The following is a 24,297-nucleotide window of genomic DNA, read 5'->3' on the forward strand; positions in this document are numbered from 1 at the left end:
AGGTCTACGGTTATAAGCGCGCGTCCGAACGGTCCGGCAGGGCATGCCGTGGCCGTTCTTTATGCTTGAAAACGGGCATTCGTCAGCCTGTTTCGATACAAGAACAATGGAGTAGCAAAATGCCCAAGATGAAGACGAAATCTGCTGCCAAAAAGCGGTTCAAGATCACGGCGACCGGCAAGGTTCTCGCCGCCGCTGCTGGCAAGCGCCACGGCATGATCAAGCGTTCCAACAAGTTCATTCGCGATGCCCGCGGCACGATGGTTCTGGCTGAACCTGACGGCAAGAAGGTTATCAAGAACTACCTGCCGAACGGTCTCTGAGACCCGCTCGCTGTTGGACAATTAAGGAGATCATGACATGGCACGCGTAAAACGTGGCGTAACTTCCCGCGCCAAGCACAACAAGGTATTCAAGCAGGCCAAGGGCTTCTACGGCCGCCGCAAGAACACGATCCGGGCCGCCAAGGCTGCCGTTGATCGTTCGAAGCAGTTTGCTTACCGCGACCGCAAGAACAACAAGCGCAACTTCCGCGCTCTGTGGATCCAGCGTATCAACGCTGCCGTCCGCGAATTCGGCCTGACCTACGGCCGCTTCATCGACGGTCTGAACAAGGCTGGCATCGAAGTCGACCGCAAGGTCCTCTCCGACCTCGCCATCCATGAGCCAGCTGCTTTCGCGAAGCTCGTAGAAGCCTCGAAGAAGGCTCTTGCCTACCTCAAGGACGCAGGCACGGCCAACGAGTTTGAAAGCGCGGTCAAGTAAGCCAGCGCTTCCCGACTGAAATTCAAGTATTGGGAAACCCGCGCTGGTACGGCTGGCGCGGGTTTTTCTTTGACCGTTAGGCTGTGACGGTATTCATGGCACGACATTAAGGGCAGGAAACGGAAATATGTCCGATCTCGACAGTTTGAAGACGCAGCTACTCGCCGACATCGCCGCCGCCGCGGACGAACCGGCGATCGAGGCTATTCGCGTGGCGGCCATGGGCAAGAAGGGGTCCGTTTCGGAGCTCCTGAAGACGCTGGGCACGATGAGCCCCGAAGAGCGCCAGACGCGGGGTGCCGCGATTAACGCCCTGAAGAACGAGATCACCGAGGAAATCATCACCCGCAAGGCAGCGCTGAAGGATGCGGCGATCAACGCCCGCCTGAAGGCAGAGACGCTCGATGTCTCGCTTCCCGTCCGCTCCTCGCCGGCCGAGCGGGGTCGGATTCACCCCATCAGCCAGATCGTCGACGAGATCACCGCGATCTTCGCCGACATGGGCTTCTCGATCGCCGAAGGTCCCGATATCGAGACCGACTACTACAACTTCACGGCGCTGAACTTCCCCGAAGGTCACCCGGCCCGCGAGATGCACGACACCTTCTTCCTCTCACCGGATGAGAACGGTGAGCGCAAGGTGCTGCGCACGCACACCTCCCCGGTGCAGATCCGCACCATGGAAGCGCAGAAGCCGCCGATCCGCATCGTCATTCCGGGCAAGACCTATCGCCAGGACTCGGATGCGACGCATTCGCCGATGTTCCACCAGGTCGAAGGCCTTGTCATCGACAAGACGGCCAATGTCGCGAACATGCGCTGGATCCTGGAAGAGTTCTGCAAGGCTTTCTTCGAGGTCGACAGCGTCACCATGCGCTTCCGCCCGTCCTTCTTCCCCTTCACCGAGCCGAGCTTCGAGGTCGACATTCAGTGCGACCGTTCCTCGGGCCCGATCGTCAAGTTCGGCGAGGGCAAGGACTGGATGGAAATCCTCGGCTGCGGCATGGTTCACCCGAACGTGCTGCGCGCGGGTGGCCTTGATCCCGACGAGTATCAGGGCTTCGCCTGGGGCATGGGCCTCGACCGCATCGCCATGCTGAAATACGGCATGCCGGACCTGCGCGACTTCTTCAACGCCGATGTCCGTTGGATGAGCCATTACGGCTTCCGCCCGCTGGATGTACCGACGCTGTTTGGCGGCTTGAGCACCTGATCTGCGAACAACCGGCCGCCACGACGGCCAGATGGAGGGGCAGTTGGAGGCTGCCCCATCCTTGTGAATGAAAGCAATGCGACGTGATTGAACATCTCGATAACATGCGGCCGGTCGATCTGCTGTGCGATGACGACTTGCTGCATGTGGAACTGACGGACGGTCGTATCGTCAGCGTCCCGGTCTGGTGGTACCCGCCCCTTCAGGAGGCGATGCCGGTGGAGCGGAACAACGTGGAATTCATGCCGTCGAGCATCCACTGGCCCGATATCGATCTCGATGTGACGGTGGTCAGCATGCTCCTCGGCAAACAGGCGTCCGGCGCGCAACCGCTAGACGCTTCGGGCAAGATGCAGATGGGAACGAGACAATGAAATTCACACTCTCCTGGCTGAAGGATCACCTGGAAACCGAGGCCTCGCTCGACGAGATCTGCGAGCGGCTGACCGCGATCGGGCTTGAGGTCGAGGATGTCGATGACAAGGCGGCCTACAAGCCCTTCGTCATCGCCAAGATCCTGACGGCGGAAAAGCATCCCGAGGCCGATCGTCTTAAGGTGCTCTCGGTCGATGCCGGTGACGGCAAGCCGGTGCAGATCGTCTGTGGTGCACCAAATGCCCGCGCCGGCATGATTGGTGCACTCGCGCGTCCGGGTACCTATGTGCCGGGCATCGATGTGACGCTCGCCGTCGGCAAGATCCGTGGCGTCGAAAGCCATGGCATGATGTGCTCCGAAAAGGAGCTTAATATCTCCGACGACCACAATGGCATCATCGATCTGCCCGAGGATGCGCCGGTTGGCACCTCCTTCGCGTCTTATGCCGGTCTCGACGATCCGGTCATCGAGATCAACCTGACGCCGAACCGTCCGGACTGCACCTCGGTCTTCGGCATCGCCCGCGATCTCGCAGCCTCCGGTTTGGGCAAGCTCAAGGCCCCGAAGGCGCCCGCCTTCAAGGTCGAGGGTGAGACGCCGGTCGAGGTCAAGCTCGAGCTTGAAGATCATCTCTGCCCGGGCTTTGCCTATCGCCTGGTGCGCGGCGTGAAGAACGGCCCGAGCCCGAAATGGATGCAGCAGCGCCTGCTCGCGATCGGACTTCGCCCGATCTCGGCGCTCGTCGACGTCACCAACTACATGACTTTCGACCAGGGCCGTCCGATGCATGTCTTCGACGCTGACAAGGTCAAGGGCGCGCTCACCGTACGCCGGGCCAAGGAGGGCGAGGAAATCCTCGCGCTCGATACCCGCACCTACAAGCTCAATCCGAACAACGTTGTCATCGCCGATGACAACGGTCCGGAATCCATCGGCGGCATTATGGGTGGCGAGCATTCGGGCTGTGATGAGAACACCGTCAATGTGCTGATCGAGTCGGCCCTGTGGGATCCGATCAACATTGCCAAGACCGGCCGTGCCCATGGCATCATTACGGACGCACGTTACCGCTTCGAGCGTGGCGTCGATCCTGAATACATGGTGCCCGGCCTTGAGCGCACCACTGAGCTGGTGCTCGAAATGTGCGGGGGTGTCGCGGCCGAAAAGAAGGTCGAGGGCTACAAGGGCCATGAGAAGAAGGTTGTCGACTTCCCTTATGCGGAAGTGAAGCGCCTGACCGGTCTCACCGTCTCCAACGACGAGTCGCGCCAGATCCTGACCGCCCTCGGCTTCGAGATCCTGTCCGGCGACGAGACCTCAGCCAAGGTTTCCTTACCGTCCTGGCGTCCTGACGTCGATGGCAAGGCGGATCTGGTGGAAGAGGTCATGCGCATGCATGGCGTCGATAACATCAAACCGGAGCCTCTGCCGCCGACCGGTTCGGTCAATGCCAAGATCCTGACCACGTTGCAGATCCGCACGCGGTCTGCCCGTCGGGCGCTTGCCTCGCGCGGCATGCTGGAAGCCGTGACTTGGTCCTTCATTTCGGCCGAACACGCCAAACTCTTCGGCGGCGGCAGCGACAAGCTGAAGCTGGTCAATCCGATCGCCGCCGACATGTCGGACATGCGCCCCTCGCTGCTGCCGGGTCTGCTGACGGCTGCACAGCGCAATGCCGACCGTGGTTTTGGCGATGTGGCGATCTTCGAAGTTTCCGGCACCTATGAGGGCGATGCGCCCGAAACCCAGCGTCGCGTCGCCGGTGGCGTACGCCGCGGCACGGCCTCGATTGCAGGTTCCGGTCGCATGTGGTCGAACCAGGCCAAGGGCGGCGGCAAGCCGGTTGATGTCTTCGACGCCAAGGCCGATGCGCTGGCCGTACTTGAAGCCTGCGGCATTCCCACGGGCAATGTCCAGATCGAGCAGGGTGGCCCAGAATGGTATCACCCCGGCCGTTCGGGCACGATCAAGGCCGGCCCCAAGGTTATCCTCGGTACCTTCGGTGAATTCCACCCGAAGACGTTGGAAGCGCTGGACGTGTCCGGCACGCTCTGCGGCTTCGAGATCTATGTCGATGCTCTGCCGGAGCCCAAGAAGAAGGCGACCCGCACCAAGCCGGCGCTGGAACTCTCTGCCTTCCAGATGGTGAAGCGCGACTTCGCCTTCGTGGTCGAAAAGGCGGTTGAAGCCGGCGCGATCATCAAGGCGGCGACAAGCGCCGATCGCAAGCTGATCTCTGGCGTCAATGTCTTCGATATCTTCGAGGGTGCTTCCGTCGGCGAGGGCCGGAAGTCGGTGGCCATCGAGGTTCTGATCCAGCCGACCGACAAGACCCTGACCGACGAGGATTTCGATGCGCTGACGAAGAAGATCGTCGGCAATGTCGAAAAGTCGACGGGCGGAACGCTGCGCGCCTGATCTTACTGGCGAGCGGACCTGGTCCGCTTGCGATGAGACAAAGAAAAAGCCCTTTCCCTGCATGTCAGGGAAAGGGCTCTTTGATGTGTACCCGATGGTCATGGACCGTCAGGAAGGTCGGGCTTCGTCATCAGGCCTTAGAGGCTGACGCGACGGCCTTCCTTGTCGGCCGACTTGCGGTCGTCGCCGTGCTTGGCAAGGATCGCCTTGGCATCTTCGACCGAGATGCGATGCTTCTTGGCAAAGGGAATGGGCTCATAGCCCTTGGTGTTTTCGTCTGCCATGCTGGTCTCCAATTCTGGAAATGCGCCGGCAGGATGCCGGAGCCTGGAATGTCGCGCTAAACGGGGAAGAAAAGCTCGTCGATGGCGAGCGGATGCGACGCGTGCGAAGGGCGTCGCCTATGAACCCTATGTAGGGATTGGCGATCGAAAGCTCAATACTTCTTCTTGCGCAGCGTCTTGTTGCCCTTCGGCCCGGAATAAACGGGCGTGCGGTCGCGGTTCTCTGCCTGCAATTGTCGCCAGCGGTCGAGGCGGGCAGGCTCGAGCGTGCCCTCCTTGATCGCCGCTTGCACGGCGCAACCCTTCTCGTGCGAATGGCTGCAATCGCGAAACTTGCAATGCGGCACAAGCTCGGTGATTTCGGCAAACAGCGTGTCGATACCGTCGGTGATGTCGCTGACATAGAGCGTGCGAATGCCGGGCGTATCGATCACCCAGCCGCCGCTGGCGATCGCATGCAGGGACCGGGCCGTCGTCGTGTGCCGCCCCTTGGCATCATGTTCGCGGATCGCGCCGGTCTTCTGCGCCGTTTCGGCGCCGTGGCCGGCGAGCGTATTCACCAGCGTCGACTTGCCGACGCCGGAAGAGCCGACGAGTGCCACCGTCTGGCCGGGGCCGCACCAGGGCATCAGGGGATCGATGGCTTCAGACGAGCGGGCGTTGACGATGACGACAGGCAGATCGCGCTGCAGGCCTTGTGCCTCGTCTGCGTAGACGGAGGCATTGTCGACCGTATCGGCCTTGGTGAGCACGATGACAGGGCGCGTGCCCGCTTCATTGGCCATAACCAGGTAACGTTCGAGCCGGGCGGCGTTGAAATCGGCATTGCAGGAGGTGACGATGAACAGCGTATCGACATTGGCGGCGGCGAGCTGCTGGCCGAAGGCGCCTTCGGTTCGCCGTTGCAGCACGGTCTGGCGATCCAGGCGGCGCACGAAGAGCCCGGTATATGGTGCGGCAAGAACCCAGTCGCCCACGGCAAAATCGGCGGTATTGCTGTTCGGCGGAAGCTCGATCTCCACCGGCCCCGTCGCATCGATCGCCTCCAGGCGGTCGCGATGCACCGAGGAGATGCGACGCACCAGGAGCTCGGCCTCATCAGCCGTCACCTGCTCAGCGAAGAAGGCGTTGAAGCCGAGCCGCGCGAGCGCGGCGGTATCGTTGAGGCCGGTCAAGGGTGGATCACCGGGGTGAGACGTAAAGCCATGGGCACTTTCAGCGTTGAGATCAGACGGTGACGCTTCTCATAGCGCAGAAAGTCTTCGCTGACGCGGGAAATCGTCCGCGCCATCCGTCGCAGCGGCAGGATCCGTGATCAGGCCTTGAGATCCGCCGGCTTGCCGCCGGTAACGGCCTGCCGTCGCGGCAGCCGGGCGAACATGACGGCGTTGCCGGCGAGCGTCAGCACGAGCCCCACCATCGCGAGCGGGGTGAAGTGATAGTCCTCGTAAAGGCTCGACAGCGTCAGCGCGACGACCGGGAAAAGCACCGTGGCATAGGCCGCCTTTTGCGAGCCGATGCGCGAGACCAGCATCAGATAGGTGGTGAAGCCGACCACCGAGCCGATGACGGAGAGATAGACGAGGGCGGCGAGATAGGTCTGGTCCGGCGGCAGCACGATGGGCGTTCCGGTGATGCCGATCAGGGCGAGAAGCGCGATTGAGCCGTAGCTCATGCCCCAGGCATTGGCGGTGACAGGCGCGATACCTTCAGCGCTGTTGCGGCGGGACGCCATGTTGCCGAAGGAAAAGAAGAGCGTTCCGAGGGCAGAGAGGCCGATGCCTTTCCAGCTGTCCGGATTGACGGCAATGAAGATCTCGGGGCCAAAGAGCAGCGCAAGCCCGGTGGCGCCTAGGCCCGCGGCTAACAGCGTGCGCGGCTTGATCACATCGCCGAAGAAGATGCGGGCATTGACGGCGTTGTAGACCGTGGCAAGCGAGAAGACGACGGAGATGAGGCCGGAGGGCACATAGCTTGCGGCATGATAGAAGCAGAGGAAGTTGCAGCAGAACAGCGACAGCGCCTGAACCAGGATGAAGGGCTGCTGCTTCAGCGTCGGCACCTTGAGGCGACCTGTGAGGGCCAGCACGCTGACCAGCACGAGAGCCGCGAGCGCAAAGCGATAGAAGACCGACACCAACACGGGCACTGGCCCGATCTGCAGCGCGATCGCGATCCAGGTCGTGCCCCAGATCAGCACGGTCGACGAGAAGAGAAGAAGATTGGTCATGGGATGCGCCTCGCTTTCGAAAGGCAGGTAGCGCCGCAGATGGCCCATGTTCTTGCATGATCTTGCGGTGAACTGCGCTGAGGCGGCCACGCTGGTCTGATTGGTGATGGCGCGGCGCATCAAGCGCGCTAGAATGCAGACGATCTTTCAAGGACCATCCATGCTGCACACCGCCACCGTCTTCGGCTCCCTGTCCGCCTCGTCCCGTGCCGAGCGTGGGGAAACGCTCGACCTCGGCGAGGGCAGGGCAAGTGCGATCTGGCGCAACAGCCATGATCGCATGCGCTACGAGCGGACGGACGGGCATACCTTCAGCTGTTACCTGCGCGGCGGCGACGGCACGCGAAGGATCGATGCCGGCAGCATCGCCGGCTGGCCGGGTGCGCTCTGCATCATGCCGCAGGGGGCATCGTCGGAGTGGGAGATCACCGACAATTTCGAATTCGTGCATCTCTATGTCGCCGACGACGAGCTGCGCCGGCTCTTTTCCGAAACCTTCGACCGCGATGCCCGGCTGATGCTTCTGCCGGAAGCGACCTTCGACGAGGCGCCAAGACTGGCGGAGGCCCTGGTGCACCTGGCCGCTGCCACGCAGGGCGGCAACAGGCTGATGGCCGAACAGGCGATAGTCTTGGCCGTCGGGCAGCTCTTTGCCGACCCTCGTTATGGCGGCGAGCGCCGTCCGGTACTGCGTGGCGGTCTGGCGCCTGTCCTGCGGCGGCGCCTCGTCGAGCATATCGAGGCGAGCCTCGACCAGGCGATCACGCTGAAAGATCTGGCGAAGCTGGCGGATTTGAGCGAATTCCATCTGCAGCGGATGTTTCGGGCAAGCTGCGGCGTCACCCCGCATGACTTCATCCTCAACCGCCGTATCGATCGCGCAAGGCGTATGCTGGCCGGTAATGAACCGATCGCCCAGATCGCCTCGGCCTGCGGTTTCAGCAGCCAGAGCCATCTGACGCGGATGTTCAAGGCCGTCACCGGTACAACGCCGTCGGCCTATCGCCGGGTGGTCAGCCGCTGAGCGGGGTGATCGATTTCTGAGCCGCATCAGCGGCTCGTCCGGGCCGGGACTGCCCGGCAATCATGTCGACCTAGCGGATCGTCCGCGAGAATTGGATCAGCGGCCGGCCATGATGCGCCGAGGGCTCAACATGGGCATCGATCGAGAAAACCTCGCGCAGCAGATGCTTGGTGAGCACCTCCTCCGGCGTACCGCAGGCGACGACACGGCCTTCCTTCAACACCATGAGTCGGTCGCAGAACATCGCAGCGTGATTGAGATCGTGCAGGGCGATCACGCTGGTGACCGGCAGATCCGAGATCAGCGACAGAAGCGCGATCTGATGCTGCACGTCGAGATGGTTGGTCGGCTCGTCGAGGATGATTTCCTTAGGGGCTTGTGCCAGGGCACGCGCAATATGCGCCCGCTGCCGCTCGCCGCCGGACAGGCTCTGCCAGGTATGGTCCCGCTTTGCGACCATGCCGGCGCGATCGAGTGCCTGCTCGACGGCTGTCTGGTCTTCCGCAGTCCAGGCGGAAAACATCGAGCGATGCGGAAAGCGGCCGAGCTTGACGACATCGACAACCTTCAGATTGGCATTGGTCGTCGCATGCTGTTCAACGAAGGCCACCCGCTGCGCCATCGTCTTGCGGGCGATCGACTGGATATCGTGTCCCTCGAGGCTGATGCTGCCCGAATGGGGACGCTTCAAGCCTGCGAGCAGCCGCAGCAGCGAGGTCTTGCCGGAGCCGTTGGGGCCGAGCAGGCCAAGCGTCTCGCCGGGGCGTGCGGCAAAGCTCACCCGGTCGAGAATGGTCTTCGACCCGATCTTCCAGGTGATGGTGTCGGCCGTGATGCTCATGTCGGACGCTGGAAACGATAGAGGATGATCGAGAAGACGGGCACGCCGACGAGCGCGGTCACGACGCCGATCGGTAGCACCTGCTGCGGCACCAGGATCCGGGAGGCGATATCGGCAAGCACCATGAAGATGGCTCCGCCGATGGCGCAGGCCGGAAGCAGGCGGATGTGGAGCGGCCCAACGAGGAAGCGCGCAGCATGCGGGATGACGAGGCCTACAAAGCCGATCGAGCCGACCATGCTGACGATCGTCGCCGTCAGCATGGCGGTGAGACAGAAGAGCGCGAGCCGGGCGCGGCCGACATTGACGCCGAGTGCTGCGGCGGCCTCGTCGCCGAAGGCGAAGGCGTCGAGGATGCGGGAATAGGCGAGGCAGGCGATCAGGCCAAACCCGACGACCACGGAGACCAGCATGAACTCCGGCCAGCGCACGCCGCCGAAGCTGCCGAGCAGCCAGAACATCACATCACGCGCCTGCTGGGCATTGCCGGCAGTGGTGACGATATAGGAGGTGGCGGCGTTGAAGAGCTGGGATGCAGCAATGCCGGCCAGAATGGTGCGGTCGGCCCCGCCCCGCGTGCCGTTGGAGAGGAGCGCGACGAAGAGGAAGGCGGCGAAGGCGCCGGCGAAAGCGCCGGCTGAGAGCGACACGGCACCCGAGCCGAAGCCGAGGATCACGATGCCGACCGCCCCGGTGGAGGCGCCCGCCGAGATGCCAAGCACATAGGGCTCGGCCAGCGGATTGCGCAGCAGCGACTGCATGATGGCGCCCGAGATCGCAAGCCCCGCACCGCAGAAGGCAGCGACGAGCGCCCGGCTCAGCCGGTAGTCCCAGATCACGGCTTCATGGATGCGATTGAGCTCGGCTGTCGTCCAGCCGAGCTTGTTGGAGATCGCAAGGAAGGTGGTGCTGATCGGGATCGGCAGATCACCGATCCCGACACTCAGAGCCACCACGAAGACGACGGCAGTCAGCGCCAGCGCGACCAGCGCTGATACGCGAACCATCTGCGCTGAACCTGCCGACTGTCTCACTTGATCAGACCGCGTGCCTTCAGCTGCTCGGCAACCTGTTCGGCGCCGTAGATGGTGCGGATCGTCGGGTTCATGGCCTGGCCGTCCATGACGACGATGGCGTTGTTCTTGACGGCCGGCATCTGGCTGGTCGCCGGATCAGATGTCAGGAAGGCGATCTTGGCTTCCGGCTTGTCGAGTTCCCAGCGGTTGCGGTCGAGGCTGGCGACGACGATAACGGAGGGGTTGGAGGCGATGATGCTCTCCCAGCCGAGCGCCGGCCACTCGGCTTCCGTGTCGATCGCGTTCACGCCGCCAAGCACGTCGGCGATATAGCCGGATGCACCGTTCTTGCCGCCGAGATAGGCATCGGCAGACGGCGACTGGCTTGAGAACCAGAAGACATAGGAAAGCTTCTGGTCCGAGGCCGACACGGAGGCGCGAAGAGCCGCCTCGCGGGCCTTGAAATCGGCGATCAACGCCTGGCCGCGATCGGCAACGTCAAAGATCTGCGAGAGTTCGTCGATCTCCTGGTAGAGGCTGTCCATGCTCCACAGCTTGTCGCGGGCGCCATAGAGATCGGTATCGTCCTTTTTCTCCAGGCAGGTGCTCGGCGAAAGATAGGTGGGGATCTCGAGCTTGGTGAAGTCTTCGCGCTTGGCGACTTTGCTGTCCGGTCCAATCAGGCTCGGCAGGGCAGCGGCAACGAAATCCGGGTTTTCCGAAAGGATGGCTTCAAAGGTCGGGAATTCCACGGTGAGCAGTTTTACCTTGGCATTCGCCTCGGCCAGTTCCGGCAGCACCTTGCTCGGCCAGAAGGCCGTGCCGGCCATCTTGTCTTCGAGGCCGAGCAGCAGAAGGATTTCCGCGCTGTTCTGGCCGAGACCGACGGCCCGTTCCGGAGCCTTGGCGAAGGTGACGTCGACGTCACAATTCTGGATCGTCAGCGGATATTGCGTTGCCGCCGAGGCGGACGTCGCCAGAAAACCGAAAGCGGCGACGCCGGCGGCAAGAAGGGCGGAAGAGAATTTGGTCATGGGAGGATCCTGCAAAACACGATGGCAGCCACCTACTGCCAAACACATTTGCAAACAAGATAGAAAAACTCAGGTTATTGCGCGGCCAGCGTCAAGATCCTGACTTCACGGGTTTGCCAACGTCTTCAATGCCCGTTCCAGAACCCGAAACGGGCGCGCATCGCCCATATGCGCGACGTTGAAGCGCATGAAGTCGTCGGCAGAGAGCGAGGGGCTGAAGACATTGCCGGGTGCCAGCACCACGCCCTGGGCCAGGGCCGCCTGGGCGAGCGCGGTGGAACTGACCCCTTCAGGCATCCGGCACCAGAGATAGGGCCCGCCGCGCGGCATGAGGAAGGGGTGAATGTCGAGCTCACCGAGCCGGGTTGCGACCGCGCGCCGTTCCGTATCGAGGCGGCGATGCAATTGGTCGAGATGTTTGCGATAGCCGCCGCTTGCGAGCACGCCGTGGATCGCTTCGGTCGCCACCTGGCTTGGACCGCCGAACTGGATCGCGACCTGCAGGTCGGTGAGCAAGCGGATGCGCTCGGGATCGGCGGCGATGAAGCCGGTGCGCAGCGAAGCAGAGATGGTCTTAGAGAAGCTGCCGATGCGGATGACACGGGAAAGCCCGTCGAGCGTCGCAAGTGTCATCGCAGGTTCGGGTTCGAAGTCGGAGAAGATATCGTCTTCAACGACCAGCATATCCGAACGGGCGATGATGCCGAGTAGCTGGAAGGCAATCTGCGGCGAGAGCGTTGCCCCGGTCGGATTGTGCAGACCGGAATTGGTGAGATAAAGCCGCGGCGCCTCGCGGGCGACGGCGGCCTCGAAGGCGGCGATGTCGGGACCGTTTTCCGTATAGGGTACGGGGATGGCGATGGCCTGGTGGGCGCGCAGCAGCGTCTGGAAATTGAAGTAGCAGGGATCGTCGACGATCACCCGGTCGCCGGGGCGCAAAAGCAGCCGGCAGACCAGATCGAGCGCCTGGGTGGCAGAGCCTGCAAGCAGCACCTGGTCCTCGGAAAGCGGAATCGACTGCTGACGCAGTCGCGTCTCGACGAACCGCCGGAGGCCAGCGCTGCCGCGCGAGGGTCCGTAATCCGTCATGAGGCTGGTCGCCTGGCGCAGCACGTTTCGCATGCCGGCATGCAAAAGCGCGGTCGGCATCCAGTCCGGCGGAAGCCAGCCGCAGCCGGGCTTCGACGTCCCGGGATCGGCATCGAGCGCCTGCCGCGCCACCCAGAAGGGATCGACCTCAGGGGGCCTTGGCGGCTCAAGCCGGACAAGGGGTGCTGGCGTGCGACCGGCCTCGGTGACGAAGAAGCCGGAGCCGGGGCGAGCACGGATCAAGCCTTCGGCAGAGAGCCGGTCATAGGCTTCGACCACGGTCGAGGGCGATACCGAAAGCTCCGCAGCCAGCCGCCGGATCGAGGGCAGACGGTCGTTTGGTCCGAGCTGACCCGAACCGATGCGGCCTCGAATAACGGCCATGACATGGGCCGTGCGTGACGCTAATGGCTCCAATGGTTGAACGCGCTCGTTCATCTGTATGGCCTTTGTCATCAATACAGTTTGACTAGATTGTATCGATCCATATCTGGCTGCGCCAGCCCCTCCGCGCGATAGGGGAGGCAAGACGAATGGAGACGAAAATGACGACTTCGTGGAAGGCCTGGGCGAGTGGTTTCATCGGCGTGCTGATCTTCAGCGGCTCACTGCCGGCAACGCGGGTGGGGCTTGCCGATTTCGCCCCGCTGTTCCTGACTTCGGCGCGGGCTGTGATCGCCGCACTTCTGGGAGCGGCCCTGCTGATCGCGATGCGGGAGAAGCGCCCCCTGCGCGGCGATCTGTTGCCACTGGCCATCGTCTCGCTTGGCGTCGTGGTCGGCTTCCCGCTGCTGACGGCTTTCGCGCTGCAAAGCATCAATTCCGCCCAGTCGATCGTCTTCATAGGCCTGCTGCCGCTCTGCACGGCGCTGTTCGGCGTCTTGCGGGCGGGGGAACGCCCCTCTGCTGTTTTCTGGATGTTTTCCGTCACGGGAGCGGCGCTCGTGGCCGGCTTTGCGCTCTCGGCGACGGCGGACATGGCGGTGCAAGGCGCAGTGCTGATGATCGGGGCGGTGATCGTTTGCGGCCTCGGTTATGCCGAAGGCGCGCGGCTGTCGCGTCGGCTCGGCGGCTGGCAGGTGATCAGCTGGGCGCTGGTGCTGTCGCTGCCGGTGATGCTGCCGTTGGCGTTCTGGGCCCTCCCGGAAGATCTTGGCCGTGTCTCGGCATCCGGCTGGCTGGCTCTGGCTTACGTCTCGCTGTTCAGCATGATGATCGGCTTCATCTTCTGGTATCGCGGTCTGGCGCTGGGCGGCATTGCCTCGGTCGGGCAGCTGCAGCTGCTGCAACCCTTTCTCGGTTTCGTGCTCGCCGCAGGGCTGTTGCATGAGAAGGTGAGCCTTCCCATGCTGGTGACAGCCCTGCTCGTGGTGCTCTGCGTGGCGGGTAGCCGGCGCTTCGCTTGAGGGAGACTTTTAGCGCCCTGCCATCTTGGCCATGGCCTCGCCATAGCGTGCGCCAGCCACCTTGTCCGGCGATACGACGGAAGACAGCGTGGCGAGCTCGTCGGCCGAGAGCGTGATCCCGGTCGCATCGATGTTGCTGTCGAGATTGGCGATCTTGGTCGTGCCGGGGATCGGCACGATGAAATCGCCTTGGGCGAGTACCCAGGCAAGCGCCAGCTGGCCGGGCTTCACGCCCTTGTCCGCCGCCATGGTTTCGAGCGCGGTAACCAGCGCAAGGTTGGCGTCGAAATTCTCCTGGTCGAAGCGTGGCAGGCCACGGCGGAAGTCGTTTTCGCCGAGTTTGGACAAATCCTTCAGGGCGCCGGTCAGCATGCCGCGACCGAGCGGCGAAAACGGCACGAAGCCGATGCCGAGTTCGCGGCAGGTGTCGAGCACGCCGTTGGTTTCGGGGTCGCGGGTCCAGAGCGAATACTCGCTCTGAATGGCTGAGATCGGATGCACAGCGTGGGCGCGCCGCAGCGTCGCCGCACTTGCTTCGGACAAGCCCAGCGCCTTGACCTTGCCTTCTTTGACGAGGTCTGCCATGGCGCCGACCGTCTCCTCGATCGCGACATCGGGGTCGACGCGGTGCTGGTAGAAGAGGTCGATGACCTCGACGCCGAGCCGCTTCAGCGACGCCTCGGCGACGGCGCGAACATGCTCCGGCCGGCTATCAAGGCCGGAGGGACGCGCAGCCTTTGCCTCGTCGCCGATCGTGAAGCCGAATTTGGTGGCGATCACCACGTGCTCGCGATGCCGCTTCAGTCCCTTGCCGACCAGTTCCTCGTTGGTGAAGGGTCCATAGACCTCTGCCGTGTCGAAGAAGGTGACACCGCGTTCCACGGCGTGGTCGAAAAGTCGTTGCGCCGCCGCCTCGTCGATATTGGTGCCATAGCCATGGCTCATGCCCATGCAGCCGAGGCCGATGGTCGATGTGGTAAGGGTGCCGAGTTTGCGGGTCTTCATGATCATGCTCCGGCTTGGTTGAGTTGTTTCATCTGCGCGCTCGTCAGCTCCAGTTTTCCGGCCGTGATCAGGCTTTCAAGCTGGCGCAGGCTGGTGGCAGACGCAATCGGCGCGGTGATGCCGGGCTGCGCGGCGATCCAGGCGATCGCAACGGTCGCGGGGCTGGTGCCGGTTTCGGCCGCGACCTGGTCGAGAGCGCCCAATATATCGAAGCCACGCGCGTTGAGATAGGGCTCCATGTCCTCGCCGCGTGCCTTGCCCTCGGTATCGGCAGCTCTGCGATACTTGCCGGTGAGGAAACCGGAGGCCAGCGCATAATAGGTGATGACACCGATCTCCTCGCGCTGGCAGAGTTCTGCGAGTTCACCCTCGAATTTCGAGCGTGTGTAGAGATTGTATTCCGGCTGGATGACGTCGTAGCGGCCGACGCCGGCCTTAGCTGCCGCGTCAAAGGTCGCCTGAAGCTGTTCGGCGTCGAGATTGGAGCAGCCGATCGCACGCACCTTGCCGGCATCCTTCAGCTTGGCGAAGGCGGCAAGGCTCTCCTCGTCATCCGTTTCCGCATCCGGCCAATGGGCGAGATACAGATCGATATAGTCGGTCTGCAGACGGCGCAGCGAATCCTCGACCGCCTCTGCAATGCGGCGGGCGCTGAGGCCTCGCTTCTTGCCCCCGAGATCGGCCCCGACCTTGGTGACGATAACGGCATCGTCGCGCTTTACACCACCGCGCTTCAGCCAGTTGCCGATGATAGTCTCGCTCTCGCCACCGACATTGCCGTCGGCCCAGAGCGAATACATGTCGGCGGTATCGATCGTGTTGAAGCCGGCCTCGAAGAAGCGGTCGAGAATGGCAAACGACGTCTTCTCGTCGGCGGTCCAGCCGAAGACATTGCCGCCGAGCACGACGGGAGCGATCGAAAGGCCGGTGCGGCCAAGAGCACGTTTCTGCATGGAAAGCCTCGGGAAGGGTCAAGGGAGCGATGGAAAGGGGAGGTTAGCAAGCGTCGGTCGAAGAGACCATTCAGAAGCATTGATCGAACCTGCAGTGCCGCTGTCCCGACGCCGGAAACCGCACTCGATATGGATCGAAACCGGCGGCCGTCCAGTCCCGCAGTCTCTCTTTTGCGGTCTAGGGCTCCTCATTCGGCAGCCCGGCGAAAGTGACTGGGCGGAACGCCATGATGCTGGACGAAGATCCGCCGCATGTGGCGCGAGGAGGCAAACCCGGCGCGCAAAGCAAGATTCTCCATGTCGAGCCTCGATTGCTTGAGCAGCTCCTGGGCGAGCGTCACCCGCATCAGGTTGACGTAATCGACGACCGACTGACCGACATGCTCGCGGAAGAGGCGGGACAGATGCCGTTCGCTCAAATGCGCGATCTCGGCGAGCCCGGGAAGCGACCAGTCGCGCGCCGGATCCGCCATGATCGCATCCTGGGCGCGGTGGATGGCGGGATGGATATGGTTGCGGCCGGAAAGCCAGGGCGAAAGCTGAGGATCCTGGCCGCTGCGACGGAGATAGATGACCATCTTGCGCGCGGCAGACAGTGCTGCCTGCGGCGAGGCGAAGCGGCTGACGAGATGCAGCATGAGGTCAATGCCGGTCGAGATGCCGGCGCTCGAAAAGCGGTTGCCATCTTCCACATAGAGCCGGTTCTCCAGAACACTCGCCGTTGGGGCGAGTGTCCGGAGTTCGTCGAGGCATTCTGCGTGCGTGGTGCATTGATAGCCCTCCATCAGCCCGGCTGCCGCAGCCAGCAGCGCGCCCGAGCAGATGGTGACGAGCCGCGTGTCCTTCCTGACCGTGCGGGCGAGCCAGCGCGTCAGCGTCTTCAGTTCGGCCTCGCGGGCGATCTCTTCGGTGCCGACGGTGAGGCTGCCGGAAATCATCAGGATCGCATTGTCAGGCAGCGTCTCGGGCAGGGGTTCGAGACCGTCGAGCATGAGCCCGATCGAGGTCTGCTGCCGCGATTGGGCCGAGATGTAGCGATAGTCGAAACGGACCCGGTCCTGTTCCTGGTTCGCATAACGTAGCACCTCCAGCGGACCGGCGATGTCGATCAGCAGCGTGTCGGGCGGAACGAGGATGAAGACCGGGATCACGTCCATGATGGGCAATTTCAGGCGGCGGCGGAGAGCGGCGCAAGCGCCTGCTCGACGGTCACGATCCGGGCAAAGCGGTCGGCGAGCACCAGCTCCGTCCTGACGCGGATGTCGTCTGCGGTAAAGACCCGGCCGGAGGCATGCGTCATCGGGAAGGTAAGCGTCGCCTCGGTGACGAAGTCGACCGCGAAGCCGAGATCGGATGCATGGCGCGTGGTGGTCTCGCAGCACTGCTCGGTGCGGATGCCCGAGACGATGACGCGGGAGATGCCCTTTTCGCGCAGCCAGGCTTCGAGACCAGTGTCGACCAGGGCCGAATGCACGCCCTTGTGGAAGGTCACGTCCGGCGTAATTGTGATCTCGTCGAGCGTGCGGACAAGTCCGCTTTCCAGCCGGAAGGCTTCGTCGGTGTCGACGTGGAAGATCTGCACGATCGGCATGCCGGCAGCCTTTGCGCCATCGATCAGCGCTTGCTGCCGCGAAAGGTAAGCGGGGAGTTCCGATGCGTCCCAATAGGGCGCCTGGCGAAAGCTCTCCTGGACGTCGACCACGATGAGCACAGTGTCTTGGGCGGACATATTCGTCTCCTGTCTTTGCGATGAAGACTAGCATAGATCCCTGATCCATAGTCACCATACGCCTGCCGGACGAAGAGCGGACATTTTCGGCCAGGTATCTTCTTCTCCGCGCAAGCTCATTGTCTGACAACCCGTTGCGCCCTGCCGGAGCTTCGCCTAATGTCCGCCGCGACATTTTGAGGAGGAATAAAGATGCTGCGTTTTGGAATTCTGTCGACGGCCAAAATCGGTCGCGAGCTTGTCGTGCCGGCGATCCAGGATGCCGAGAATGCCGTGGTGACGGCAATCGCCAGCCGCGATCTGAGCCGGGCGCGCGAGATGGCCGATCGCTTCTCGGTGCAGCATGCCTTTGGCTCCTACGAGGAAATGCTCGCCTCCGACCTCATCGACGCCGTCTATATTCCCCTGCCGACCTCGCAGCATGTGGAATGGGCGATCAAGGCAGCAGATGCCGGCAAGCATGTGCTCTGCGAAAAGCCGATCGCGCTGAAGGCGTCGGAAATCGACGAGATCATCGCAGCCCGCGAGCGCAACAAGGTGCTGATCACGGAAGCCTATATGGTGACTTACGCACCGGTCTGGCTGAAGGTCCGCGAATTGCTTGCCGAAGGTGCCATCGGCACGCTGAAGATGGTCCAAGGCTCGTTCACCTATTTCAATCGCGACCCTGACAACATGCGCAACATCCCGGAACTCGGCGGTGGCGCGCTCCCGGATATCGGCGTCTATCCTGCTATCACCACCCGTTTCGTCACGGGCAAGGAGCCGGTCCGCGTCCAGTCGACCATCGAGCGCGATCCGGATTTCGGCACGGATATCTATGCGAGCGTGAAGGCTGACTTTGCCGATTTCGAACTGAACTTCTATGTCTCGACCCAGATGGCCAACCGCCAGCTGATGGTCTTCCACGGCACGGACGGTTTCATCGAGGTGAAGTCACCTTTCAACGCCGATCGCTGGGGTGCCGAAGAAGTCGAACTCACCAATCGCAGCCACAACGTCTCGCAGATCTTCCGCTTCCCCGACAGCCGCCAATACAAGCTGGAAGCGGAAGCCTTTGCCCGTGCGGTTGCCGGCACCAAGGGCGAGGTCGTTGCGCTGGAAAGCTCCAAGGCAAACCAGAAGCTGATCGATGCGATCTATCGCGCAGCGGAAAAGGACGGTTGGGAAGCGGTGTAATCAACCGCTTACCCGTCAGCGTCGGAAGACGTAGCGCGAATAGCCGAAGAAGCTGAACAGCATCGCCGCGATGGAGGCAAAGACCAGCGCGGCATAAGGGCTGAGCAGCGGTGCGCTGATCAGGAGCAGGGCGTAGACGCCGTAATTGATCAGCGATGTGACGATGCCGATGAAGCCGTAGCGAAAGCCTTCGCTGACCATTGAGCGCTTCGATGCGCCGAAGGTGAAGTGGCGGTTCATGAGCCATGTAGTGGCCATGGCAACGGCAATCGCCACGATCCGGCCCGCGAGAGGGCCGATTGGCGTAAAACTCAGCAGCAGCCAGAGCACACCGGCATCCACAAGGAAGCCGGTGGCGCCGACGATGGCGAAGCGCAAGAACTTGGTCATGCCGCGCGCGATGCGTCCTTTGTCGAAGCCTTCGACGACCGTTCACGCCGCGGTTTACCAACCTCCGTTGCCGGCTCCTTGGCGGAAGTCGGAGGGACAAGCGCCGGCAGCGTCAGGTAGTGGATCCTCAGCTGCTCGGCTCGCGAACGGGCAAGCGAATCGAGAATGAGCGCTGCCGTGAACGACAGGAAGGACATCATCATCAGCGCCGTGGCCCCGATCCAGGTCGGCATGCGCGAGACGAGCCCGGTGGTGAAGAATTCGTAGAGAACGGGCGCCATGGCAGCGAGGCTGACGCCCATCAGGCCGGCCGCGATGAGACCGAAAAAGGCGAAAGGCCGCGTTTCCTTCATCAGCATGGCGAACATCCAGAGGATCTTGAAGCCGTCCTTGAAGGTCGAGAGCTTCGAATGCGAGCCTTCCGGACGGCGGCCGTAATCGAGTTCGATCTCGCAGACCGGAAGCTTCAGTCGCGAGGCATGCACGGACATCTCCGTCTCGATTTCGAAGCCGACGGAAACGGCAGGGAAGCTTTTCACATAGCGGCGCGAAAAGGCGCGGTAGCCGGACAAAATGTCGGTAAAGTCGTTGCCGAACAACACGCGATAAAGCTGGTTGAAGAGGCGGTTGCCGAAGGCATGGCCGTTGCGACCGGCATCGTCATGCACCCCGCGACGGGTGCCGACCACCATGTCGGCGCGTTCGGTTATCAGCGTGCGGATCAGTTCCTCCGCATCGGCAGGGCCATAAGTCCCGTCGCCATCGGCCATGATGTAGATATCGGCATCGATGTCGCAAAACATGCGGCGCACGACGTGGCCCTTGCCCTGTCGGCGTTCGCGCACGACGGTGGCGCCCGCAAGCATCGCCTTCAGAGCTGTGCCGTCGGTCGAGTTGTTATCATAGACATAGATCTTCGCCTCGGGCAGGGCCGCGCGGAAATCGCTCACCACCTGGCCGATCGTTGCCGCCTCGTTGTAGCAGGGCAGGAGAACGGCGATGTCGAGGGAAGAGGCGGCCGGGTGGCTCATCGGGACCTGCTCAAAGCGCTGGGGTTCGGGCAGCCTTCGGCCACCATTGGTTTTACTATTTCTTGAGAAGGTTAAGGCTAGGTTTCGGAGAAGAGCAGTCTTTGAAATACGGTCTGCCGGTCGTTTCTTTGCAAGGAAACGACGGAGGTGGACTTGGAGGTTTGACGAAGCATGGCCGACATCACACTGCCTGGCGCGTCGAGAGCCCGGGCGCCGCGCCCGCTCCTTCTCTGGACGCTGGTTTACGGCATCGTGACCATGGCGGTGCTGGCTGCGCTTAACCTGCCGGCCGCAAGCGACTATGTCGGAGCCGACAACGACGATGTCCTGCGTCTCGTGCAGGTGCGTGATCTGCTTGCCGGGCAGTCTTGGTTCGACCTGACGCAGTATCGTCTGGGGCTTGATGGCGGCACGCTGATGCATTGGTCCCGCCTGATCGATCTGCCGATCGCGCTGCTGATCCGCCTGTTCGCCCAACTGGTGCCGATGCAACAGGCCGAGGCGCTGGCGCTGATCGTCTGGCCTTTCCTGCTCATTCTGCCGCTGATGGCGGCGGTCGCCGTTGCCGCCCGCCGCATGGGCGATGATGTGACCATGCATCTGGCACTGATGCTGACGACGGTCTTCCTGGTCACCGGAAACCGCTTCCTGCCGGGCTCGATCGACCATCACAATGTCCAGCTGGTTCTGGTCGCGACCATGGCTGCGGGGCTGGTCGATCCGGCGCGTGGGCTCGTTGGCCATGCGCTTGCTGGCCTGGCTGCTGCACTCGCGATCGCCATCGGCGCCGAGACCACGCCCTTGGTGGCGACCGTCTGTGCCACCGTCGGCATCCTATGGGCGCTCGAGGGTGAGGTTTATGCGAGGGCCGCGCGCGCCTTCTCCCTGACGCTTCTCGTCAGCCTGTCTGCCATGTTCTTCGCCACCGTGCCATCGGTCCAGTATGCGGTGGTGACCTGCGACAGCCTTTCGGTCGGCTTCTATGCCGTGATCGGCATCGGAGCGGCGTCCCTCTTCGTTGCCACACAGCTTCCGGGCATGGGCGACCGTCGATTGCGGATTGCGGCGATCGGCGTGACCGGCGCTCTGGTGCTGGCCGGCACCCTGGCCATCGCGCCGCGATGCCTGCAGAACCCGCTGAACGAACTCGATCCACTGCTGCACACGCTCTGGCTTTCCGGCGTCATCGAGGCCCAGTCCTTCCTCGATCAGCTCGCCAAGGACCCTGCCGCCTTCGGGGGCTTCTACGCCGTCGGTTTCTTCGCAATCGGCGTCTGCCTGTTTCGCCTCGTCAATGGTGACCGGGTACGCCCTCACGCGATCATGCTCGGTCTGATCGCGGTGTGTTTTGTCATCGCGCTGATCCAGGTGCGCGGGGCGATTTTCGCCAATTTGCTCGCCATCCCGCCCCTGGCGCTTTTAATCGGCGAACTGAGGCGCAAGGCGCGCGAGGAGCCGCAGCAGCTTGGCACGGGCCTGCTTTTTGCGCTCGCCGCCTTCCTGTCCGTGCCGAGCGCCTGGGCGCTGTTCGGCGTGCTCTTCGTCGAGGGAACGGCGGGTGTGACCAACCGGATGAAGGGGCTTGCCCAGACACCGGCCGCCATGGCCGGGACCAAGCCGGCCTGTGACGCGCCGGCAGGATTTGCGGCCCTGAACGGCCTGCCGGACGGCGTGGTGGTCGCGGCTGTGGATATGGGCCCGGAAATCCTGCGTTTCACCCGCCACCGCGTCCTGTCCGGTCCCTATCACCGAAATCAGGGTGGCATGCTGACGGAACTGCATGTGGGGCTGGCCGAGCCGGAGGAGGCCGCCGCCTTCCTGCGCGGCGCCGGGGCGACGATCCTCGTCTTCTGCCCCGACCTCACGCCTACACAAAACATTGCGTCGACGAAAGTCGACGGGCTCTATGCCGGCATGATGAAGGGGGAGGTGCCCGACTATCTCAGGCCCGTGCCCATCGAAGGCGCCTCCGGGATGCAGATTTACAGGGTGGACCTGCCGTGAGCGGAAAGCGTTTGATGACGGGTGCTTTTGGCTGATCTTGGCCCCGTTTTCCGCTAGGGAAGGGGCATGAGCAATTTCTTCGACAACGATTCGCCGACGAACCTCACCGAATTTTCCGTTTCGGAGCTTTCGGGCTCGATCAAGCGCACCATCGAAACATCCTTCGACCATGTGCGGGTACGCGGCGAAATCTCCGGTTATCGCGGACCGCATTCCTCGGGCCATGCCTATTTCAGCCTGAAGGACGACAAGGCGCGCATTGATGCGGTGATTTGGAAAGGCTCCTTTTCCAAGCTGAAATATCGCCCTGAAGAGGGGATGGAGGTGATCGCCACCGGCAAGGTAACGACCTTTCCGGGTTCGTCGAAATACCAGATCGTCATCGAGCAGATGGAGCCGGCCGGTGCAGGCGCCCTGATGGCCCTGATCGAGGAGCGTAAGCGCCGCTTTACGGCCGAGGGCCTGTTCGACCCCGCTCGCAAGCAGCTCCTGCCCTTTCTACCGAAGGTGATAGGCGTCGTGACTTCGCCGACCGGTGCTGTCATACGCGATATCCTGCACCGCATCTCCGACCGCTTCCCCGTGCATGTGCTGGTCTGGCCGGTCAAGGTGCAGGGCGAAGGCTCCGGCGACGAGGTGGCAAACGCGATCCAGGGTTTCAACGCGTTGGAGCATGGCGGTCCGATGCCGCGACCGGACGTGCTGATCGTGGCGCGCGGCGGCGGCAGCCTCGAGGACCTCTGGAGTTTCAACGACGAGGCCGTGGTCCGCGCGGCGGCTGCGAGCAGCATTCCACTGATCTCGGCCGTCGGCCACGAGACCGACTGGACGCTGATCGACTATGCGGCAGACGTCCGCGCACCGACCCCAACGGGCGCGGCGGAAATGGCCGTGCCCGTGAAGGCGGATCTTGAGGCGCAGGTGGCCACGCTGTCTGCCCGGCTCTCCGGTGCGATGAACCGCCAGATGGACAATCGCCGCCAGAACCTGCGCAGCCTGGTGCGGGCACTGCCTTCGCTGGACCAGTTGCTGGCCTTGCCGCGTCGTCGCTTTGACGAGGCGGCTGCAGGTCTCGGGCGAAGCCTCGAACTAAACACAATGAACAAGCGCCGCAGCTTCGAGCGCGCGGCGGCGAAACTGTCGCCCGACATGCTGGCGCGCCGACTGGTGGAGCGTAAGCAGAAACTCACGGAAAATGCCGTGCGCGCCGAACGGGTCATCGAGCGGCTGATCGAGCGCAACAAGGCCCGCCTTGGACGCTTCGATGCAACGTTGACGGCAGTCCCGGCGCGGCTGAAGGCGATGACGGAGCGCTCGAAGGACAGGCTGGAAAGTCTCGGTCGCCGTGCCGACAGCGCCGTGATGAACGACCTGCGCCGTGCCCGACAGTCACTGGTGTCGCAGGACCGCGTGCTGCAGTCACTCTCCTACAAGAACGTACTGGCGCGCGGTTATGCCGTGATCCGCGACGAGAATGATCGCCCGGTTTCGCGCGCCGACAGACTGTCGCATGGCCAGGCGATCGCGATCGAATTCGCCGATGGCCGCGTAGGTGCCGTCGCCGGCGAAGGTGTATCCCCGCCGGAGCCGTCGGCTCCGCAGCCTGCCCGCGCAGCCGCTGTGTCCAGGCCGGCGCGCAAGAGCGAGCCTCCGGCCGGGCAGGGGAGCCTGTTCTGATGTCACGCCGCTTTCTGGTCGTGCTCGCTCATCCGCTGCCGCAAAGCTTTGCCGCATCTGCAGCGAGAACGGTGGTCGAAACGCTGGAAGGACAGGGGCATGCAGTCGATCTGCTCGACCTCTACGCTGAGGATTTCGACCCGCGCCTCTCGGCTGCCGAGCGTGCCGGCTACATGGAGCCGGGCTATCAACCGTCGGAAGACGTCTCAGGCATTGTCGAGCGACTGAAGGCAGCCGATGGTCTCGTGCTCGTCTTTCCGCAATGGTGGTTCAATCTGCCGGCCATCATGAAGGGCTTCATCGACCGCATCTTCGTGCCGGGCGTTGCCTTCGAGCATGACAAGGCCGGCGGACGCATTGTGCCGCTGATGACCCATATCCGCAGCTTCTGGGTCGTGACCTCGACCGGTTCTCCGTGGTGGGTCGTGCATCTCTACATGGGCAACCCGGTCAGGCGGATCATGAAGCGTGGCGTGGCCGCCTTCTGCGCCAAGTCCGTCGATTTCCGCATGCTGGCGTTGCACGACATGGACCGCGCGACGGATGAAAAGCGCAAGCGCTTCCTGGTGAAACTCAGGGCCGCTTTCGCGAGCATTTGATCCAGAAAACGGGATACGGTTGCATTCGCGCAAA

The 24,297-nt window shown here is 62.9% G+C and carries 24 protein-coding genes; 11 read left to right on the plus strand and 13 right to left on the minus strand.

What is annotated here, in order from left to right; all coding sequences use genetic code 11:
* Positions 1-119: 119 nt before the first annotated feature.
* The 5 genes from rpmI (at position 120) to pheT (ending at position 4,772) form a co-directional block, all read left to right on the plus strand.
* Positions 120-323: a 50S ribosomal protein L35 gene (rpmI, locus tag BW978_RS01385; RefSeq protein ID WP_054151415.1), complete on the plus strand. Its 204-nt coding sequence runs from the start codon at positions 120-122 to the stop codon at positions 321-323.
* Between the two features lie 37 nt (positions 324-360).
* Positions 361-765 carry a 50S ribosomal protein L20 gene (rplT, locus tag BW978_RS01390; protein ID WP_006725066.1) on the plus strand — a complete coding sequence of 135 codons (405 nt, stop codon included), beginning with the start codon at positions 361-363 and terminating at the stop codon, positions 763-765.
* Between the two features lie 127 nt (positions 766-892).
* Positions 893-1,978, plus strand: coding sequence for a phenylalanine--tRNA ligase subunit alpha (gene pheS / locus BW978_RS01395; protein WP_076391543.1), 1,086 nt, complete (start codon positions 893-895; stop codon positions 1,976-1,978).
* Between the two features lie 83 nt (positions 1,979-2,061).
* Positions 2,062-2,352 (plus strand): DUF2442 domain-containing protein, encoded by a 291-nt coding sequence (locus BW978_RS01400; protein ID WP_083697462.1) that lies wholly within the window; start codon positions 2,062-2,064, stop codon positions 2,350-2,352.
* On the plus strand, positions 2,349-4,772 hold the full coding sequence (gene pheT, locus BW978_RS01405) for a phenylalanine--tRNA ligase subunit beta (protein WP_076391545.1): 2,424 nt from the start codon (positions 2,349-2,351) through the stop codon (positions 4,770-4,772). The genes BW978_RS01400 and pheT overlap by 4 nt, the downstream gene beginning before the upstream one ends.
* Before the next feature lie 137 nt (positions 4,773-4,909).
* Here pheT and BW978_RS23475 read toward each other — a convergent pair whose 3' ends face one another.
* From BW978_RS23475 to BW978_RS01415, 3 genes are all read right to left on the minus strand, one after another.
* Positions 4,910-5,056 (minus strand): hypothetical protein, encoded by a 147-nt coding sequence (locus tag BW978_RS23475; protein ID WP_175616834.1) that lies wholly within the window; start codon positions 5,054-5,056, stop codon positions 4,910-4,912.
* Positions 5,057-5,208: 152 nt separating this feature from the next.
* Positions 5,209-6,231, minus strand: a complete 1,023-nt coding sequence (gene rsgA / locus BW978_RS01410; RefSeq protein ID WP_076391547.1) for a ribosome small subunit-dependent GTPase A — start codon at positions 6,229-6,231, stop codon at positions 5,209-5,211.
* Between the two features lie 140 nt (positions 6,232-6,371).
* Complete coding sequence (locus BW978_RS01415; protein ID WP_076393100.1) at positions 6,372-7,286, minus strand: DMT family transporter; 915 nt, start codon at positions 7,284-7,286, stop codon at positions 6,372-6,374.
* Between the two features lie 280 nt (positions 7,287-7,566).
* On the opposite strand from BW978_RS01415, the gene BW978_RS01420 reads away from it, so the two are divergent.
* Positions 7,567-8,310 (plus strand): helix-turn-helix domain-containing protein, encoded by a 744-nt coding sequence (locus BW978_RS01420; RefSeq protein WP_076393102.1) that lies wholly within the window; start codon positions 7,567-7,569, stop codon positions 8,308-8,310.
* A gap of 70 nt (positions 8,311-8,380) precedes the next feature.
* On the opposite strand, the gene BW978_RS01425 is transcribed toward BW978_RS01420, so the two are convergent.
* The 4 genes from BW978_RS01425 to BW978_RS01440 form a co-directional block, all read right to left on the minus strand.
* Positions 8,381-9,151 (minus strand): ABC transporter ATP-binding protein, encoded by a 771-nt coding sequence (locus tag BW978_RS01425; protein WP_076391548.1) that lies wholly within the window; start codon positions 9,149-9,151, stop codon positions 8,381-8,383.
* Positions 9,148-10,158 carry a FecCD family ABC transporter permease gene (locus BW978_RS01430; RefSeq protein ID WP_076391550.1) on the minus strand — a complete coding sequence of 337 codons (1,011 nt, stop codon included), beginning with the start codon at positions 10,156-10,158 and terminating at the stop codon, positions 9,148-9,150. The genes BW978_RS01425 and BW978_RS01430 overlap by 4 nt, the downstream gene beginning before the upstream one ends.
* Before the next feature lie 23 nt (positions 10,159-10,181).
* Positions 10,182-11,201: an ABC transporter substrate-binding protein gene (locus BW978_RS01435; RefSeq protein WP_076391552.1), complete on the minus strand. Its 1,020-nt coding sequence runs from the start codon at positions 11,199-11,201 to the stop codon at positions 10,182-10,184.
* A gap of 105 nt (positions 11,202-11,306) precedes the next feature.
* Positions 11,307-12,728, minus strand: coding sequence for an aminotransferase-like domain-containing protein (locus BW978_RS01440; protein WP_076393104.1), 1,422 nt, complete (start codon positions 12,726-12,728; stop codon positions 11,307-11,309).
* A gap of 107 nt (positions 12,729-12,835) precedes the next feature.
* Between BW978_RS01440 and BW978_RS01445 the strand changes: the two genes are divergently transcribed.
* Positions 12,836-13,696 (plus strand): DMT family transporter, encoded by an 861-nt coding sequence (locus BW978_RS01445; protein WP_076393106.1) that lies wholly within the window; start codon positions 12,836-12,838, stop codon positions 13,694-13,696.
* A 9-nt stretch (positions 13,697-13,705) separates the two neighbouring features.
* Here BW978_RS01445 and BW978_RS01450 read toward each other — a convergent pair whose 3' ends face one another.
* The 4 genes from BW978_RS01450 to BW978_RS01465 all read right to left on the minus strand — a co-directional run bounded on the left by BW978_RS01450 (position 13,706) and on the right by BW978_RS01465 (position 17,383).
* On the minus strand, positions 13,706-14,701 hold the full coding sequence (locus BW978_RS01450; RefSeq protein WP_076393108.1) for an aldo/keto reductase: 996 nt from the start codon (positions 14,699-14,701) through the stop codon (positions 13,706-13,708).
* 2 nt (positions 14,702-14,703) lie between these two features.
* A complete protein-coding gene (locus BW978_RS01455; protein ID WP_076391554.1) occupies positions 14,704-15,654 on the minus strand; it encodes an aldo/keto reductase in 951 nt (316 codons plus the stop codon).
* Positions 15,655-15,842: 188 nt separating this feature from the next.
* Positions 15,843-16,811: a GlxA family transcriptional regulator gene (locus BW978_RS01460; protein WP_076391556.1), complete on the minus strand. Its 969-nt coding sequence runs from the start codon at positions 16,809-16,811 to the stop codon at positions 15,843-15,845.
* A gap of 11 nt (positions 16,812-16,822) precedes the next feature.
* Positions 16,823-17,383 (minus strand): cysteine hydrolase family protein, encoded by a 561-nt coding sequence (locus BW978_RS01465; RefSeq protein WP_076391558.1) that lies wholly within the window; start codon positions 17,381-17,383, stop codon positions 16,823-16,825.
* A gap of 192 nt (positions 17,384-17,575) precedes the next feature.
* Between BW978_RS01465 and BW978_RS01470 the strand changes: the two genes are divergently transcribed.
* Positions 17,576-18,562, plus strand: coding sequence for a Gfo/Idh/MocA family protein (locus BW978_RS01470; protein WP_076391560.1), 987 nt, complete (start codon positions 17,576-17,578; stop codon positions 18,560-18,562).
* A gap of 15 nt (positions 18,563-18,577) precedes the next feature.
* On the opposite strand, the gene BW978_RS01475 is transcribed toward BW978_RS01470, so the two are convergent.
* Both BW978_RS01475 and BW978_RS01480 read right to left on the minus strand, forming a co-directional pair.
* Positions 18,578-18,952, minus strand: coding sequence for a GtrA family protein (locus BW978_RS01475; RefSeq protein ID WP_076391562.1), 375 nt, complete (start codon positions 18,950-18,952; stop codon positions 18,578-18,580).
* Positions 18,949-19,983, minus strand: a complete 1,035-nt coding sequence (locus tag BW978_RS01480) for a glycosyltransferase (protein ID WP_076391564.1) — start codon at positions 19,981-19,983, stop codon at positions 18,949-18,951. Before BW978_RS01480 ends, BW978_RS01475 begins: the two co-directional genes overlap by 4 nt.
* 171 nt (positions 19,984-20,154) lie before the next feature.
* Between BW978_RS01480 and BW978_RS01485 the strand changes: the two genes are divergently transcribed.
* From BW978_RS01485 to BW978_RS01495, 3 genes are all read left to right on the plus strand, one after another.
* Positions 20,155-21,987 (plus strand): hypothetical protein, encoded by a 1,833-nt coding sequence (locus tag BW978_RS01485; RefSeq protein ID WP_076391566.1) that lies wholly within the window; start codon positions 20,155-20,157, stop codon positions 21,985-21,987.
* 66 nt (positions 21,988-22,053) lie between these two features.
* Positions 22,054-23,664, plus strand: coding sequence for an exodeoxyribonuclease VII large subunit (xseA, locus tag BW978_RS01490; protein ID WP_076391568.1), 1,611 nt, complete (start codon positions 22,054-22,056; stop codon positions 23,662-23,664).
* Positions 23,664-24,263 carry an NAD(P)H-dependent oxidoreductase gene (locus tag BW978_RS01495; RefSeq protein ID WP_076391570.1) on the plus strand — a complete coding sequence of 200 codons (600 nt, stop codon included), beginning with the start codon at positions 23,664-23,666 and terminating at the stop codon, positions 24,261-24,263. The genes xseA and BW978_RS01495 overlap by 1 nt, the downstream gene beginning before the upstream one ends.
* The last annotated feature ends 34 nt before the right edge of the window (positions 24,264-24,297 follow it).

Source organism: Rhizobium sp. RU33A (assembly GCF_900156055.1).
Classification (GTDB): domain Bacteria; phylum Pseudomonadota; class Alphaproteobacteria; order Rhizobiales; family Rhizobiaceae; genus Allorhizobium.

Coding starts and splice junctions, on each gene's coding strand:
- BW978_RS23475 (WP_175616834.1), bottom strand. CDS start 5,056: ATGGCAGACGAAAACACCAAGGGCTATGAGCCCATTCCCTTTGCCAAG.
- rpmI (WP_054151415.1), top strand. CDS start 120: ATGCCCAAGATGAAGACGAAATCTGCTGCCAAAAAGCGGTTCAAGATC.
- xseA (WP_076391568.1), top strand. CDS start 22,054: ATGAGCAATTTCTTCGACAACGATTCGCCGACGAACCTCACCGAATTT.
- BW978_RS01470 (WP_076391560.1), top strand. CDS start 17,576: ATGCTGCGTTTTGGAATTCTGTCGACGGCCAAAATCGGTCGCGAGCTT.
- pheS (WP_076391543.1), top strand. CDS start 893: ATGTCCGATCTCGACAGTTTGAAGACGCAGCTACTCGCCGACATCGCC.
- BW978_RS01425 (WP_076391548.1), bottom strand. CDS start 9,151: ATGAGCATCACGGCCGACACCATCACCTGGAAGATCGGGTCGAAGACC.
- rplT (WP_006725066.1), top strand. CDS start 361: ATGGCACGCGTAAAACGTGGCGTAACTTCCCGCGCCAAGCACAACAAG.
- BW978_RS01420 (WP_076393102.1), top strand. CDS start 7,567: ATGCGCTACGAGCGGACGGACGGGCATACCTTCAGCTGTTACCTGCGC.
- BW978_RS01480 (WP_076391564.1), bottom strand. CDS start 19,983: ATGAGCCACCCGGCCGCCTCTTCCCTCGACATCGCCGTTCTCCTGCCC.
- BW978_RS01485 (WP_076391566.1), top strand. CDS start 20,155: ATGGCCGACATCACACTGCCTGGCGCGTCGAGAGCCCGGGCGCCGCGC.
- BW978_RS01460 (WP_076391556.1), bottom strand. CDS start 16,811: ATGGACGTGATCCCGGTCTTCATCCTCGTTCCGCCCGACACGCTGCTG.
- BW978_RS01465 (WP_076391558.1), bottom strand. CDS start 17,383: ATGTCCGCCCAAGACACTGTGCTCATCGTGGTCGACGTCCAGGAGAGC.
- BW978_RS01440 (WP_076393104.1), bottom strand. CDS start 12,728: ATGAACGAGCGCGTTCAACCATTGGAGCCATTAGCGTCACGCACGGCC.
- pheT (WP_076391545.1), top strand. CDS start 2,349: ATGAAATTCACACTCTCCTGGCTGAAGGATCACCTGGAAACCGAGGCC.
- BW978_RS01430 (WP_076391550.1), bottom strand. CDS start 10,158: ATGGTTCGCGTATCAGCGCTGGTCGCGCTGGCGCTGACTGCCGTCGTC.
- BW978_RS01435 (WP_076391552.1), bottom strand. CDS start 11,201: ATGACCAAATTCTCTTCCGCCCTTCTTGCCGCCGGCGTCGCCGCTTTC.
- BW978_RS01450 (WP_076393108.1), bottom strand. CDS start 14,701: ATGAAGACCCGCAAACTCGGCACCCTTACCACATCGACCATCGGCCTC.
- BW978_RS01495 (WP_076391570.1), top strand. CDS start 23,664: ATGTCACGCCGCTTTCTGGTCGTGCTCGCTCATCCGCTGCCGCAAAGC.
- BW978_RS01455 (WP_076391554.1), bottom strand. CDS start 15,654: ATGCAGAAACGTGCTCTTGGCCGCACCGGCCTTTCGATCGCTCCCGTC.
- BW978_RS01415 (WP_076393100.1), bottom strand. CDS start 7,286: ATGACCAATCTTCTTCTCTTCTCGTCGACCGTGCTGATCTGGGGCACG.
- BW978_RS01445 (WP_076393106.1), top strand. CDS start 12,836: ATGACGACTTCGTGGAAGGCCTGGGCGAGTGGTTTCATCGGCGTGCTG.
- BW978_RS01475 (WP_076391562.1), bottom strand. CDS start 18,952: ATGACCAAGTTCTTGCGCTTCGCCATCGTCGGCGCCACCGGCTTCCTT.